Annotated in this window: 13 protein-coding genes; 10 read left to right on the top strand and 3 right to left on the bottom strand. The window is 61.5% G+C overall.

Annotated features, from left to right (window positions below):
* Positions 1-142: 142 nt before the first annotated feature.
* Complete coding sequence (locus tag J1C48_RS12295) at positions 143-1,204, top strand: DMT family transporter (RefSeq protein WP_207258152.1); 1,062 nt, start codon at positions 143-145, stop codon at positions 1,202-1,204.
* 566 nt (positions 1,205-1,770) lie between these two features.
* Here J1C48_RS12295 and J1C48_RS12290 read toward each other — a convergent pair.
* Complete coding sequence (locus J1C48_RS12290; protein WP_207258151.1) at positions 1,771-2,859, bottom strand: DUF2793 domain-containing protein; 1,089 nt, start codon at positions 2,857-2,859, stop codon at positions 1,771-1,773.
* Positions 2,860-3,260: 401 nt separating this feature from the next.
* On the opposite strand from J1C48_RS12290, the gene dnaG reads away from it, so the two are divergent.
* The 6 genes from dnaG (at position 3,261) to J1C48_RS19130 (ending at position 9,661) form a co-directional block, all read left to right on the top strand.
* A complete protein-coding gene (dnaG, locus tag J1C48_RS12285) occupies positions 3,261-5,222 on the top strand; it encodes a DNA primase (protein WP_207258150.1) in 1,962 nt (653 codons plus the stop codon).
* A gap of 351 nt (positions 5,223-5,573) precedes the next feature.
* Positions 5,574-7,580 (top strand): RNA polymerase sigma factor RpoD, encoded by a 2,007-nt coding sequence (gene rpoD / locus J1C48_RS12280; protein ID WP_207258239.1) that lies wholly within the window; start codon positions 5,574-5,576, stop codon positions 7,578-7,580.
* A gap of 31 nt (positions 7,581-7,611) precedes the next feature.
* Positions 7,612-8,217 (top strand): Uma2 family endonuclease, encoded by a 606-nt coding sequence (locus J1C48_RS12275; protein ID WP_207258149.1) that lies wholly within the window; start codon positions 7,612-7,614, stop codon positions 8,215-8,217.
* 130 nt (positions 8,218-8,347) lie between these two features.
* Complete coding sequence (locus J1C48_RS12270; protein WP_207258148.1) at positions 8,348-8,638, top strand: HlyU family transcriptional regulator; 291 nt, start codon at positions 8,348-8,350, stop codon at positions 8,636-8,638.
* Positions 8,639-8,897: 259 nt separating this feature from the next.
* A complete protein-coding gene (gene rirA, locus J1C48_RS12265; RefSeq protein ID WP_207258147.1) occupies positions 8,898-9,359 on the top strand; it encodes an iron-responsive transcriptional regulator RirA in 462 nt (153 codons plus the stop codon).
* Positions 9,356-9,661, top strand: coding sequence for a DUF1289 domain-containing protein (locus J1C48_RS19130; RefSeq protein ID WP_207258146.1), 306 nt, complete (start codon positions 9,356-9,358; stop codon positions 9,659-9,661). The genes rirA and J1C48_RS19130 overlap by 4 nt, the downstream gene beginning before the upstream one ends.
* Positions 9,662-9,802: 141 nt before the next feature.
* Here the strand turns inward: J1C48_RS19130 and J1C48_RS12255 are convergent, their stop codons facing one another.
* Positions 9,803-10,285, bottom strand: a complete 483-nt coding sequence (locus J1C48_RS12255) for a Dps family protein (protein WP_207258145.1) — start codon at positions 10,283-10,285, stop codon at positions 9,803-9,805.
* A 368-nt stretch (positions 10,286-10,653) separates the two neighbouring features.
* Positions 10,654-11,037: a hypothetical protein gene (locus J1C48_RS12250; RefSeq protein WP_207258144.1), complete on the bottom strand. Its 384-nt coding sequence runs from the start codon at positions 11,035-11,037 to the stop codon at positions 10,654-10,656.
* Positions 11,038-11,350: 313 nt separating this feature from the next.
* Between J1C48_RS12250 and J1C48_RS19125 the strand changes: the two genes are divergently transcribed.
* The 3 genes from J1C48_RS19125 to dnaJ all read left to right on the top strand — a co-directional run bounded on the left by J1C48_RS19125 (position 11,351) and on the right by dnaJ (position 14,417).
* The gene (locus J1C48_RS19125) at positions 11,351-11,614 is read left to right on the top strand and encodes a DUF1289 domain-containing protein (RefSeq protein WP_207258143.1); all 264 of its coding nucleotides are present in this window, start codon (positions 11,351-11,353) and stop codon (positions 11,612-11,614) included.
* A 158-nt stretch (positions 11,615-11,772) separates the two neighbouring features.
* Positions 11,773-12,858, top strand: coding sequence for an acyltransferase family protein (locus J1C48_RS12240; protein WP_231081759.1), 1,086 nt, complete (start codon positions 11,773-11,775; stop codon positions 12,856-12,858).
* 413 nt (positions 12,859-13,271) lie between these two features.
* On the top strand, positions 13,272-14,417 hold the full coding sequence (gene dnaJ, locus J1C48_RS12235) for a molecular chaperone DnaJ (RefSeq protein ID WP_207258142.1): 1,146 nt from the start codon (positions 13,272-13,274) through the stop codon (positions 14,415-14,417).
* Positions 14,418-14,533: the final 116 nt, after the last annotated feature.

Genomic DNA, 14,533 nt, shown 5'->3' with positions numbered 1-14,533 from the left:
AGCAGCATCCTATGGCTCGCGATGGCCCGGGGCAGATGCTGTCACGCGGTGCTCGACCTGCAAAACAGAATGCAATGAAAGTGCTTCAAAAATCATCAATTCAGGTGCTGTCCGACGAACCCGCTGTGATATGATCGGAAGCATGCAAACCTCTCGATCTCATCTCTGGCCCGGCGTCCCTTTGGCTCTGGGCGCAGCGATCCTCTTTGGTGCGTCCGCCCCTTTTTCAAAGCTTTTGCTGGGCCGGATTGATCCGTGGTTGCTCGCCGGAATTCTCTATATCGGCGCGGGCATCGGACTTGCCGCAGTGCATTTTGGGCGGCACATCATCAAGCTTCCGCAGGTCGAAGCTCCGTTGCAAAAAACCGACCTGCCCTGGCTGGCTGCGGTCGTCGCCATTGGCGGCGGCCTAGGGCCGCTTCTCCTCATGTTCGGCCTGTCTCTGACTTCAGCCGCGTCGGGCTCTCTGCTGCTCAACCTTGAAGGTCTGGCGACGATGGGAATCGCCTGGCTCGTGTTCAAAGAGAACGTCGATCGACGCCTCTTGCTCGGTGCCGGGGCCATATTGGCTGGAGCCGTCATGCTGACATGGAACGGGCAGAAATTTCAATTCGATTGGGGCGGCGTGCTCATCGCCGGAGCCTGTCTAGCATGGGGCATCGACAACAATCTGACCCGCAAACTCTCGGCGGCCGATCCAGTCCAGATCGCGATGATCAAAGGCCTCGTTGCAGGCACGGTCAATCTGGCCTTCGCGTTCTCCTTTGGCGCGGGGTTGCCATTGGCCAGCTATATCGCAGCCGGTGCGGTTGTCGGATTTTTGGGGGTCGGCGTCAGCCTCGTGATGTTCATGCTGGGCCTTCGGCATCTCGGCACAGCACGAACAGGGGCCTACTTCTCACTTGCACCGTTCATTGGGGCGGCATTGGCGATCGGCCTGCTCGGCGAAACCATGTCGGCGCAATTTGCCGTAGCGGGCCTGCTCATGGCGCTTGGCCTATGGCTTCATCTGGCCGAACGGCATGACCATGAACATCGGCATGAAGCTCTCGAACACGACCACGCGCATGTTCATGACGAGCATCATAAACATGCTCATTCGGGGCCTGTGATCGAGCCGCACACGCATTTTCACAGGCACGAGCCAATGTGCCACAAGCACCCCCATTACCCCGATCTCCACCACCGGCACAGCCACGGGTGAATGTCAGCATCTGAAACAGAATTGCCAATTCTGTTTCAGATGCAATCCGGCCTCCATCGGTTTCTCACTGATGTCGAGCCGCGCGACGTCGAGAGGCGGTCCGAATGGCACTCCAGCATCGGCCCGACAATCGGAATCGATTTTCGGCAAAGCACGATGCGTTGATTCAAAGGGTGAGAGCGACCTTTCTGCGTCCAATCGGACGCGGGGCGCTCTAGAGCGGGATGCGATGAACTGGAATCGCCATTTCGCTCCAAGCCATTGTTTTGCCGCATGATGTGACCCGAAAAGTCGTGCAACTTCTCGGCATCATGCTCTAATCGACAAGAAGACGGCGATCGAAATTGCGCGCACACCTGCCGCGGAGAATGAATGGGGTTTGGGCGGCCCCGTTCATATTGTCGAGCATCACGGATGGTTCAGCCGCGAGCCGACCGTCTTCGAAATCACGACGAATGATCCGAATTTGGGGACCATCGCGCGGTTCAAGAGCGATGGCCAAAACCAGTCGAATCATCGAAGAGGGGTATGTGCCATGGTCAGCGGGCGTCGGATCACCGACAACCTCACACTCCGAGATAGCTGAAGCAGCCCAGGAACGAGAAGGTGCCCGACGGCAGGTCGCTCCACAGCATGTCGGCCCCGGCCGTCGAATAAAGCACCAGGCTTGTCCCCGAGGAGCGCATCATAGGTGCGCCGGGCGCGGGGAAGGCCACGCCGGCGTGGCGCAGATCCGAGCTGTAAAAATGGCCGTCCGACGAGAATGGCAGGTTGGTGATCGTCGCATTGCCGCTGCCACCCGTCCCCTTCGAGGTCACGTTGAGGCCGAAATTGACGAAGACATATTTGCCGATCCGCGCGAAGTTGCCGCTGGCGGTAAAGGTGGCGCTGCTGGGGTCGGTGTCGCTCGCGCCGAAGCCCGGCGTCCAGCTGCCGAGCTGATAGGCATCGAGCCGGTCCGTGCCGCCGGCGAGCGACAGGCCGGCGGCGAGCGAGACGCCGCCGTCGCTGGCGTCGATCGTCAGCGCGTCGTGATCGGTGCTGCCGTCGGGCGAGACCTTGATGTGGAAATCATCGTCGCCATAAAGTCCGATCAGCGCCCGGGTCGACGAGCCGGTCTGGAATTTTAGGCCGGCGTCGTTCCCGGTGGCCGCCTTGTTGAAGGTGCCCAGCACGCTGCCATTGCCGCTGCCCGAAACGTCGTCATGGCTGAGAAGCACCGCCGAGGTTTTGGCGGCGAGGCGGTTATCGTCGTCCGCGGCGGTGTTGACGCCGAGGCGGGTGAGGGTGCCGGTGCTGAGCATATCGGGGGTCAGAAGCGCCGGAGTCCAGTCGTTGCCATCGAAGACGAGGAGATTGGCCTCTTTGGCAAGCCACGCCCGCCAGCCGATTTGCGGCGTCAGAAACAGCCAGGCGCCATCCTGCCACGCGGCGATCTCGCTGGCATGGCCGCTCCAGTCGCCCGACGGGTTCGCCGCAACGATGTGGCGGTCGCCCTCGGTGGGCGAGGCCGGCGGCGCGCTTTGGTCCCGATCGAGGACGGCCAGATGCACGAGCGCGTCGAGCCGGACGAGAGCCTCGTTGTGGGTTACATGTTTCTGGGCCTGATCGGCAAGAATGTAGGGAAGAGCAAGGCGGTCTGTCGTGTCGGCCATGGTCAAATCCTCGGTGCGCGGAGGGCGACAGGATCGCAGACTGCCACAGAGCCGAAGACAACTTTCGGATCGTATTTTGTTGTCGGGCGTGGCGGGAGCAAGGCCGCCGGGCGGCACGCCTTTGCAAGTCGTCAGGACGAGAAACAGCAGCACCATGCCGATCACTGGCACCGGCACCGGAACCGGCCACCTGGCCGCAGCGGAAATCGTCGTCCCGGCGCGTTGGCAAAGGCAGATGGCGGTCAGAGCTCGCAGTACGGTCGCGAATCGTTGGTTTGAGGCGATACGATATTCACATTCTCGAATGGCCGGCGCGATGGCACAATGAAGCGGATCCGAGCCGGCCGGCTGTGCCCCGGCGGGGACTGACAAGTCCTCGGCAGACACGCTATGGGAGATCCATGCGCTTTCCGCCCTCCTTTCTTGATGAGATTCGCGATCGGATCCCGATTTCCGATGTGATCGGGCGCCGAGTCACCTGGGATCGGCGCAAGTCGCAGCCGGGACGGGGCGACTATTGGGCCTGCTGCCCGTTTCACGGCGAAAAGACGCCGTCCTTTCACTGCGAGGATCAGAAGGGGCGCTACCACTGCTTCGGCTGCGGCGTTTCGGGCGATCATTTCCGCTTTTTGACCGAGCTGGAGGGGCTGTCTTTCCCCGAGGCTGTCGAGCGGCTTGCCGACGAAGCGGGCGTGCCGATGCCCGAGCGCGATCCGGCCGCCGAACAGCGCGAGGCCAAGCGTGGCACCTTGCTCGACGCTCTCGCCGAGGCCGCGGCCTTTTTCCGCCAGACGCTGCATGAGGCGGACGGCGCCAAGGCGCGAGCCTATCTGCGCGATCGCGGCCTCGATCCGCGCACGCAAGGAGCCTTTGGGCTCGGCTATGCGCCGAATTCGCGCAACCGGCTGAAGGAACATCTGATCGCCAAGGGGATCGGCAAGGCGGAGATCGAGGGCGCCGGCCTCGTCGTTTATGGCGAGGAGATTGCCGTCTCCTACGACCGGTTTCGCGACCGGGTGATGTTTCCGATCGCCAATGCCGGCGAGAAGGTCGTAGCCTTTGGTGGCCGGGCGATGGCGGCCGATGCCCAGGCGAAATATCTGAACTCGCCGGAAACCGACGTCTTTCATAAAGGCGAGATGCTGTTCAACCTCGCCAAGGCGAGGCGGGCGGCGCGTGAGGCCGGCACGCTGATCCTCGTCGAAGGCTATATGGACGTCATCATGCTCGCCCAGGCGGGCTTCGGCCATGCGGTGGCGCCGCTCGGCACGGCGATGACCGATCGCCAGCTCGAACTCTTGTGGCGCACGACCGGCGAGCCGATTTTGTGTTTCGACGGCGATGCGGCCGGCTTGAAGGCGGCGAACCGGGCGGCGGAGCTGGCACTGCCGGCGCTGAAGCCTGGCCGCTCGCTGCGCTTTGCGCTGTTGCCGGAGGGCAAGGATCCCGACGATCTGATCCGCGACGGAGGATCGGAGGCCTTTGCCGAAATTCTTGGCGCGGCCCGACCGCTTGCCGACCTCGTGTGGATGCGCGAGACCCATGGCGGCAATTTCGATACGCCCGAACGACGGGCCGATCTCGAACACCGCCTGAAGGGGCTGTTCCGCGCGATCGGCGACGAATCAGTGCGCCGCCACTATCTCGATGATCTCTCCGCCCGGCTTGCGAGCTTCTTCGGCGCAGGTGTCTCGGCGGGGCGCGGGCGCGGCGAGGGCTGGCAAGGCGAGGGACGGGGCAAAGGGCGTGGCGGCGGCTATGGCCGGCGTGACGGCCCAAAGGGCCGGGGTCAGCCCGGCCGCGCGGCGATCTCCGATCGGCTGGCGCGCTCTCATATCGCCGCCGGGGCGAGTCTGCCGGCTCCCTCCTTGCGGGAGATCGCCATCGTCATCGGCTTCGTCAATCATCCGCTGCTGATGGACGAGGAGTTCGAGGTGTTCGCCTCGCTCGATCTGCCGAATGGCGAGTTGGCGCGCTTGCGCTCTTCGGTCCTCGATGCCTATGCGAGCGATCCGCCGGAGGGGCGCGACGGACTTTTGGCGCAACTTTCCCGGCACGGCACAATCGGGCTGTTCGAGATCTTCGAGGCGAAGCTCAAGGCGGTTCGCCTGTGGCCGGTTCTCGCCGATGCGGCCTTCGAGGATGCCCGCGAAGCCCTGCGCCAAATGCTTCACTTGCATCACAAATCGTTGGCCTTGAAACGAGAATTGAAGTTGGCCGAGGATGCCTTCGGTCGTGACCCATCAGACGCGAGCTATGCTCACATGATTGAGATCAAAGCCAATATGGAGCGCGTCGAAGGCACCGAAGCGTTGATCGAAGGCTTTGGCCTCTTGTCGGGACGACCGATGAAGGCCATTTGAAGGCGTGCAGTCGAAAATCTGGTCGACATGTTGCAGTCTGGGCTTATCTCGCTAAAAAAACGGGATGAATTGTCGCCTCTTATTGTGCGGTGGCGCTTGACAGAACATATCTGATCGGTCGAGAGGGCGTTCGACCCGAGCCCAAAGCTTGAAAGATTGCGAGACTGCGCCTTCTTTATCGCGCCGTCAGGTAACAAGATCGATGTGTTCCGCTTCGGCGCGGTCGATTTATGGTTAAGCCGCCGTTAACGGCATTTGCCGCATAGCGTGGCTTTACGGGTCGCAGCATGGCCCAGTCCTTGAAATTCAAGGGCGCGCTCCGAGGGGCATGCGAATTGGAGAATGAAGCGTATGGCGACAAAGGCCAAGGAAAGCGAAGCGCCCACCGAGGAGCGTAATGACAACGCCTCCGATGGGCCGTTGCTCGATCTGTCGGATGACGCCGTCAAAAAGATGATCAAGGCCGCCAAAAAGCGCGGCTTCGTCACCATGGACAAACTGAACTCGATGCTGTCCTCCGACGACGTGACGTCGGAGCAAGTCGAAGACATGATGGCCATGCTCAACGACATGGGGATCAACGTCGTCGAGGACGACGAAGAGGGCGAGCAGGACGACTCGAACGAATCCGAATCGACCGAAGTCGCCGAGACCGGCGCGACCCAGGTCGCGACGACGCAGAAACGCGAATCGGGCGATCGCACGGACGACCCCGTTCGCATGTATCTTCGCGAGATGGGCTCGGTGGAGCTGTTGTCGCGCGAGGGCGAGATTGCCATCGCCAAGCGCATCGAGGCTGGCCGCGAGACGATGATCGCCGGGCTCTGCGAGAGCCCCCTGACGTTCCAGGCAATCATCATCTGGCGCGATGAGCTGAACGAAGGCAACATCATGTTGCGCGAGATCGTCGATCTCGAGGCGACCTATGCGGGACCTGAGGCCAAGACTCCGTCGGCGCCGCCGCCGGCAGAAGGCGCGAATGGCGCGAATGGCCTTGGCAACGACGGCACGGCTGCGTCCGGCGATCGGATGGTCGGCGAAGCCCCTTCCGGCGAAGACGACGATGATGACGACGATCTCGAGAACAATCTGTCGCTCGCGGCGATGGAAGCCGAGATCAAGCCGCAGGTGATGGAGATCTTCGATCAGATCGCCGATGGCTATCGGCGGCTGCGCAAGCTGCAGGACCAGCAGGTGGAAAACCGTTTGGCCGCGCAGGGCACCCTCTCGCCGAGCCAGGAACGGTCCTACAAGAAGCTGAAGGAAGATCTCGTCGCTGCGGTGAAGAGCCTGTCCCTCAACCAGAACCGGATCGACGCCCTGGTCGCCCAGCTCTACGACATCAACAAGCGGCTGGTCGGCAATGAGGGCCGGCTCTTGCGCCTCGCCGAATCGCATGGGGTAAAGCGCGAGGAGTTTCTGCGCGAATATCAGGGCTCGGAACTCGATCCGAACTGGACGCGGCATGTCGCCAATCTGTCGGGCAAAGGCTGGCTGAAGTTCGTTCAGAACGAGAAAGACGGCATCAAGTCGCTGCGCCAGGAAATCCAGAATCTTGCGACCGAGACCGGCCTCGAGATCACCGAATTCCGGCGCATCGTCCAGATGGTGAAAAAGGGCGAGGCCGAGGCCCGCCAGGCGAAGAAAGAGATGGTCGAGGCCAATCTGCGCCTCGTCATCTCGATCGCCAAGAAATACACCAACCGCGGTCTGCAGTTCCTGGATCTCATCCAGGAGGGCAATATCGGCCTGATGAAGGCGGTGGACAAGTTCGAGTATCGCCGCGGCTACAAGTTCTCGACCTATGCCACGTGGTGGATCCGGCAGGCGATCACCCGCTCGATCGCCGATCAGGCGCGCACCATCCGCATCCCGGTCCATATGATCGAGACGATCAACAAGATCGTGCGGACCTCGCGCCAGATGCTGCACGAGATCGGACGCGAGCCGACGCCGGAAGAGCTGGCCGAAAAGCTGGCGATGCCGCTCGAAAAGGTCCGCAAGGTTCTGAAGATCGCCAAGGAGCCGATTTCCCTCGAAACCCCGGTGGGCGACGAGGAGGATTCGCATCTTGGCGACTTCATCGAGGACAAGAATGCGGTCCTGCCGATCGATGCAGCCATCCAGGGCAATCTGCGCGAGACGACGACCCGCGTTCTGGCTTCGCTCACGCCGCGCGAAGAGCGCGTGCTGCGCATGCGTTTCGGCATCGGCATGAACACCGATCACACCCTTGAGGAGGTCGGCCAGCAGTTCTCGGTCACCCGCGAGCGCATCCGCCAGATCGAAGCCAAGGCGCTGCGCAAGCTGAAGCACCCCTCGCGCTCCCGCAAGCTGCGCAGCTTCCTCGACAGCTGATCCTCGGGCGCGGCTCTGCTGTCATGGCACGATGAACGCGCTCGACGATCATTTCGACCTCCCTATCCGCCGCCCTCGTACCACGCAGGCGGCGGAAGGGATGGTGCGCCGCGCTTTCACCGTCGCCGAGATCGACGCGATGGTGCGGACCAGAAACATGGACGAGCACGAGCACGTCGAGCTGATCGGCGGGGAGTTGGTGCCGATGTCCTCGAAAGGCATCCGCCACGAGCGCTTGAAGACGTTCGTCAACATGGAACTGGCGCGTCAGCTTCCATCGGGCATCGCGTTTACCCCGGAGACGACTTTCCGCCTGTCGGTCGATACGTTTTTGGAGCCAGACTTCGTTCTCTCTGAAAAATTCGTCGGCCTCGAAGGGTTGAACGGCGAGACTTGCCTGCTGGCGGTGGAACTTGGCGATTCGAGCCTTGCCTATGACCAGGGGCGCAAAGCGTCTATCTATGCCGGCTTTGGCATTCGCGAATTGTGGGTGATTGACGCCGTGGCGCTCGAAACTCGGATGTTGCGTGAGCCGACGCCGGCCGGATATCGGCAAATCACCGACTTCAAGACCGAGGTCGCGGTCACGCCGGCGCTCGTTCCCGATCTCGCTCTCAAGCTTTCCGACGATCTCTGAGCGCATATCCCTGGCGAAGCGTGATCTGCCGGGCTACCTACAGCACGATTCGCAGAATCAGAAAGTTATCGCGTCCTTTCTGCGTCCGATCGGATGCAATGCGCCGGGCTGGCGAGATGAGGTGGAATGCATGTCCTTTTTAAAGAAGCTGTTTGGCGGTGCAGGCGGCGCGACTCCTGGCGAGCCGGCGGTGGTCGACAGCCGCGATTATGCCGGTTTCGCCATCAAGGCGACGCCGATGCCCGAAGGCGGTCAGTTTCGTCTGGCTGCGCTGATCGAAAAGGAGATCGGCGGCGAGACCAAGGTTCATCGCATGATCCGCGCCGATCTGTTTGCTTCCAAGGACGACGCTGCCGCCTTTGCGCTGCGCAAGGCCGAGCAGGTGATCGACGAGCAGGGAGAGGCGCTGTTCAATAACTGAATCGCGCTACGACTGAGCCTATTCCTTATTGCGATCAGGTTTAAATCGCGCCGGAGCGCAACCTGTGGTATTTCTCGGCGGTGCGGCGATGCCAAGATCGGGCGTTTAATGTTACGCGACGTCGGCCTGCCGGCAGGGAGCGATCGGCGCGGCGCGGCACTTTTGCATTTGCACCACACCTTTTAATTGCTCTAAAGAAGCTTATTTGGAAAGGGACGAGAGACGGCGACGCCGTTTCAACGAAAAGGTCATTTGCGACATGCGCCTGACGCGCCAGACGAATTACGCCATCCGGATCCTCATGTATCTCGCGACGAATGAGGGTCGGCTTAGCAAGCTCGGCGATGTGGCACGGTCCTACGCGGCGCCCGAACCCTTTATGTTCAAAATTCTGCAGCCGCTTGTCGCCTCGGGACTGGTTGAAACGGTGCGTGGGCGCAATGGTGGCATTCGGCTCGGCCGCGAGGCCGGCAGCATCAGCCTGCGCGAGGTGGTCGAGTTGATGGAAGAGAGCTTCGCCATGGCGGAGTGTTTCGACGGTGGAACAACCGATTGTCCGTTGGTGGTCCATTGCGAGCTGAATGCAGCGCTCCGGCAGGCTCTCGAAGCGTTCCTGACGACCCTCGGCCAGTTTTCGATCGCCGACCTGGTTGAAAATCGCCCCTTCATTTCGCAGACTCTCGGGATTGCTCCGGTCGCGGAGCGCGCCGCGCTGTCATGAGCAGCTTTGCCGACGCGGCGCCTGTTTCACTCGACGATTCGGTTTGGGAAACCGCGCCATCGCCATGCATTGATGTGTGCAAATACAAGCGTCAGGGGCGCTGTATCGGCTGCTCGATGACCAAGGCGGAAAAGGATGCCTTTCCTCATCACGGCGGTGCGGCTGCCAAGCGCGACTTTATCGGGGCGTTGATCGCGCGGCTCGAAGATAGCGGCCGCAATCCGGCGTTCTGGGCCTATACCTATCAGCACAAATGCAAACGCGAAGGCGTGCCGTGCCCGGTGGAGATCGCCGAGGAATAGGCAGCCGGTGTGATCGGATTGGTGATGGGGATGGCCGATCGCCGGCTGCGCCGCGTCCGGCGTTGAGGCGATGCGACCATGCAAAAGGCCCGCCGAGATATCGACGGGCCATTATTCGGGCTCGATTGAGCAGCGCTCGGTTTAGGCGGCCGTGTTGCGCAGGTGGGCGCGCAGCATCCAGGCGAACTTGTCGTGGGTTTCGATGCGAGCTGTCGCCATGTCGTTGGTCGCCCAGTCGCCATGCTGGTCTGCGACCTGAGCCAAAGCGGACAGCGTCGAAGAGAGGGTCTCCTGATCCTTCAGAAGCACTTCGATCATGGTCTTGGCGTCGGTCTTGCCGTCATGCTCGGTGATCTTGCTCAGCTTGAGGAAGACGCTGAGCCGGCCCTCGGCATGGGCGTCCATCGCCTTGATGCGCTCGGCGAGGAAGTCCTGACCCTCGAAGTGATCCTCGTAGATCTTCTGGAACAACTCGTGCAGCGGGCCGAAGGCCATGCCCGTGACGTTCCAGTGGAAGTTCTGGGCTTTCATCGTCTCGACCGCCGTCTCGGCCAGAGCCTGGGTCAGACCCTCGACGATTTCTTCCTTGGCGGTGGGTTCCATCTTGGCGGCCACGAGAGCCATGGCTGTCTCCTTTGCAGAAAATTCCGTTACATGAACGCCAAAGAGCGTCTTGGGCTCTGTCTTTAGACCTATTCTAAACAAGATGGAAGTCGGGTCCGCGATTTTTGTCGCTGGTCTGATTTTTCGCTCGAGAACCTGCGGCTCCGCGGTCTGTTTCCCTCCGCACAGAGACGCGATGACGTCGACAAGCGGGCCGTGGAGTATTGGACATCAGCGGCAGGGGAGGGACGCGCGAAGCGGATATTGCCAGGACATCGCGATCGCGCGAAGCGAGCGCGAATCGCCGGTAAGGTGTCGTGTTGTCAGGCCAAGGTCGGTAAAGCAGGGAGCGGCCAAGCGGATCTTGTACTTGGCGCCCCCGGTTTCACTCAAAGCCGATGGGCGAGCGTTTCGGCAAGAAAGCGCAGCCAGCGACGGCCTTCGAGACGGACACGCCAGGCAATCAACGCGGATCCCGCGGTCCGCTCATCGCTCTGCCAGGACGCCATCAGCCGCAGAAGCCAGATTTCGTCCTCGGACGGATGCCGCGCGCCAGGCCGATAAATGGCGAGTTCGCGCGTCGCATATTCGTCGAGTGCCCGAAAGAAAAAGGTCGCCAGATATTCGATGCTCGTTTCGGCTTGGGCCGACAGGACGAGGCAGGCCCGCTCCACGTCCCGCCGGGGGGCGAGATGGCTCTTCAGCGCAAACCACCGCAGCCGGTTCAGCCGATTGCGATCGTCTTCCGACAGATTCGGGACACGCTTCGTCACAGTGGGACAAGCGATCTCCCGATCGCCGCGTCTGAAAGGCAGAATCACGGCGCCGGGGGTCTCTGGTTCCGCAAAGGCAAATGCTGCGCTCATCATGTCGTCCGTCGGCAGCCCGCTCCAAACGCCGAAACTCAAGCGTTGACGGGCATCAGATTAGAGCTCTTCTAAAACTTGACAAAATCGATCAGTCTTCATAGCAGCCGAACTCGTATCGGCAAAGGGGGCGTGAAGCGGCACGGCGCCGCGGCCTCAAAGTTGGAGGCTAATCTCCGGCCTCTGCCTTCGACCGGCTGATCTTCTGCGAGGATTTTGCGTGGCAAAACGATGGACCAAAGCGCCGTCGCCCTGCATTGGCGTGTGCAAGTTTCGGGCTGAAGGCGAAACTTGTATCGGCTGTTCGATGACCAAACCCGAGAAAAAGCGCTTCAAGCGTCTCGATAAGAAGCCGAAGAAGAAGGCGTTCTTCCGTGATCTCGTCGCACGGTTGACGGACCGGGGGCGATTGTCGCGCTGGGAGCGGGTCTACCGGCGCAAATGCGATCGCAAGGCCGTTCCCTGTCCGCTGGATCGGATCTGACCGCGATGAGGGCGCTTTTGTGACTTGCGCCGGTGACTTACTTAACCACGTGTCTGAGTTGTGCTTGCGCTGACCCTGAGAGAGCGCACAATTGGCTGCGAGGTCAACTGCGCGAATATCGTGGCGCGCTGTCCTTCTGCCGATGATGGAGACCGGCCGTGTATTTCAGAATTTTCGATTGCTGGCGCTTCGTCGCGGCGATTCTCATCATGGCTTATCACTTCGTCTTTTGGGCACCCTACGGCGTCGAGACCGGGGCCGGCATTCTGCATCGCCTGCTGCCGTTGCTCGATATGTTTTTTATGATCTCGGGCTTCTTCATCACCACGCGCTATCGCGAGCGGGTGACGGATCTTCGCAGTTATGGGGCCTTTATGCGCGGGCGCGCTGCACGCCTTCTGCCGCTGCATTACATGACGACCGGTTTCTTCGTGCTGGTGGCATTGGCCGCCTGGAGTGTCGGCGCGAAAAACTATCCCTGGCTGCATGACTTTCAGGCGCTGCCCTATCACCTCCTGCTGCTGCACGGGTTGGGGCTGACCGACGGTCTGGCGCTGAACTATCCGTCTTGGTCGATCAGTGCCGAATTCTTCTCTTATGCCTTGTTCCCATTGATTCTTTTAACGCTGCGCTTGGGCGGCCTGCGGGGCTTGCTGGTGGGGATCGCGATCTGGATCACGCTGTTGGAAGTCGCCTCAGCCTATGGCTGGTTTCCGTCAGGCCACTGGATGACCGCCGATGCGATGGGCGCCTATCGCGCGCTTGCCGATTTCATGATCGGGGCGGCGGCGTCGATCGTCGTCGAGCGCCGCTTCGTCGATCTGCGCCGTCACTGGCCCGGCCTTGTGCTGACGGCGCTTGCCGTCGGCGCGATGCTGGTCGGGTTTCAGTACTATGTCGTGATGCCGCTGATGATCCTGTCGCTTGTGCTGACCGCTTTGGCGGAAACGGCCAATCCGCAATCCACGGCGCGTCTTGCGCCGCTGATGCCGGTGACGCGGGTGGCGTTCGGCATCTATCTGATCCACCCGGTGATGGAAGTGCTGTTTCTGGAAGGGCTGTGGTACCACTGGCTGAAGAACACCGGTGTCGTCCCTTTCTATCTCTTCTGGCTGTTGCCGATGATGGCGACCGTGGCTGTCGCGCTGCTCTCCGCCCGCTATGTCGAGCCCCTTTGCGCCAAGTGGATCCAGCCGCGCAAGCCCGCCCGCGCTTCCGTGCATCCCGGCTTGATTTCCGTCTGATCCGCCGCTGATCCACGCTTTTCCACCGTGATCTGGGCAAATGTTTCGATTTGCTTGCGATGCGATGCGTCGATGCACTTTGCCCAACCTGTGGCCTATGGTATCGCCGGATCAACGTTCCTAGATGAACGGTCAGTAAGCGGACGAGGGACCGGGCGCCTTGGCGTCCGCAACGCTGTCTGCGGCGACAAGAACATGGAGCGCTTCTGTCGACTTGGAAACGCGCGGCGTTTCCGCCTTGCAGCCTGTGTGCAAATGCCCTTTGCGCCAGGAGGACGGGTGGGACTTCGCTCTTGTGACGGGTCTTGATCGAGGCGCAGGAACGACGGCATCCACCGAGGGTACGGCGGCCGCGCCAAAACGTGGCGCCGGTCCCCGCGAGCGGCAAGAACACAGAACCGATGGAAGTGTGAATGAAGGCCGATTACTACGAAATGCTCGGCGTGTCCCGCGATGTTGACGAAAAGGGACTGAAAAGCGCGTTTCGCAAGCTCGCCATGAAATACCACCCGGACCGCAATCCGGGTGACGCCGACGCTGAAGTGAAGTTCAAGGAACTCGGTGAGGCCTACGAGATCCTGAAGGATCCGCAGAAGCGCGCGACTTACGATCGATACGGCCATGCCGCGTTCCAAAACGGCGGTGGCGCCGGGGCCGGCGGATTCCGCGGCGATTTCGCATCCTCCATGGCCGACATCTTCGACGATATTTTCGGCGAGATGATGGGCGGACGGGCAGCCCGCGGCCGCCAGGGTTCCGGCGGGCGCGAGCGTGGTTCGGACCTGCGCTACAATATGGAAATCACGCTGGAAGAGGCGTTTGCCGGCAAGACCGCCGAAATCGGCGTGCCGACCACCATTCAGTGTGACGAATGCTCGGGCTCTGGCGCCCGTCCGGGATCGAGCCCGAAGGCTTGCCCGACCTGTGGCGGTGTCGGGCGGGTGCGGGCGGCACAGGGCTTCTTCTCGATCGAGCGCACCTGTCCGAACTGCGAGGGCCGCGGTCAGGTGATCACCGATCCCTGCGGCAAGTGCGGCGGCGACGGTCGTCTGCCCGAGGAGCGCACGCTGTCGGTCAACATCCCGGCGGGTATCGAGGATGGCACACGGATTCGGCTGGCTGGCGAGGGCGAGGCTGGTCTGCGCGGTGGCCCGGCGGGCGACCTCTACATCTTCCTGTCGATTCGCCCGCACGAGTTCTTCCAGCGCGACGGATCAGATCTTTTCTGCAAGGTGCCGGTGTCGATGACCACCGCGGCGCTCGGCGGACACATCGACGTCCAGACCCTCGACGCCAACACCAGCCGAGTCAAAATTCCCGAAGGGACGCAGACCGGCAAGCAATTCCGGTTGCGCGGCAAGGGCATGCCGGTACTGCGCTCACAGCAGACCGGCGATCTATTCATCCAAGTGGCAATTGAAACGCCGCAAAATCTCTCGCGTCGACAGCGTGAATTGCTGGAAGAATTCGAGCAGATCTCGTCGACGGAGAATTCTCCCCAGTCGAGTGGGTTCTTTTCCAGGATGAAGGAGTTCTTCGAAGGGTTGAGCGAGACCTGATCTGCTCCATCTTCGGATTGTCGTAATCGTGACGGATGCCGCGGTTATGGCGACACGGTTTTCTGCAAAGCGCCGGCGTGACCGCGCCGGTAGATCATGCATCTGAAGGATGGAGG

The sequence above is a fragment of the Jiella flava genome, from assembly GCF_017349315.1.
Classification (GTDB): Bacteria; Pseudomonadota; Alphaproteobacteria; order Rhizobiales; family Rhizobiaceae; genus Jiella; species Jiella flava.
The sequence above is the reverse complement of the archived record's forward strand: the minus strand, read 5'-3'. Positions and strand labels throughout refer to the sequence as shown.

What these genes read in the sequence shown, in the direction of transcription:
- J1C48_RS12295 (WP_207258152.1), top strand. Translation starts at nt 143, where the DNA reads ATGCAAACCTCTCGATCTCATCTCTGGCCCGGCGTCCCTTTGGCTCTG.
- J1C48_RS12290 (WP_207258151.1), bottom strand. Translation starts at nt 2,859, where the DNA reads ATGGCCGACACGACAGACCGCCTTGCTCTTCCCTACATTCTTGCCGAT.
- dnaG (WP_207258150.1), top strand. Translation starts at nt 3,261, where the DNA reads ATGCGCTTTCCGCCCTCCTTTCTTGATGAGATTCGCGATCGGATCCCG.
- rpoD (WP_207258239.1), top strand. Translation starts at nt 5,574, where the DNA reads ATGGCGACAAAGGCCAAGGAAAGCGAAGCGCCCACCGAGGAGCGTAAT.
- J1C48_RS12275 (WP_207258149.1), top strand. Translation starts at nt 7,612, where the DNA reads ATGAACGCGCTCGACGATCATTTCGACCTCCCTATCCGCCGCCCTCGT.
- J1C48_RS12270 (WP_207258148.1), top strand. Translation starts at nt 8,348, where the DNA reads ATGTCCTTTTTAAAGAAGCTGTTTGGCGGTGCAGGCGGCGCGACTCCT.
- rirA (WP_207258147.1), top strand. Translation starts at nt 8,898, where the DNA reads ATGCGCCTGACGCGCCAGACGAATTACGCCATCCGGATCCTCATGTAT.
- J1C48_RS19130 (WP_207258146.1), top strand. Translation starts at nt 9,356, where the DNA reads ATGAGCAGCTTTGCCGACGCGGCGCCTGTTTCACTCGACGATTCGGTT.
- J1C48_RS12255 (WP_207258145.1), bottom strand. Translation starts at nt 10,285, where the DNA reads ATGGCTCTCGTGGCCGCCAAGATGGAACCCACCGCCAAGGAAGAAATC.
- dnaJ (WP_207258142.1), top strand. Translation starts at nt 13,272, where the DNA reads ATGAAGGCCGATTACTACGAAATGCTCGGCGTGTCCCGCGATGTTGAC.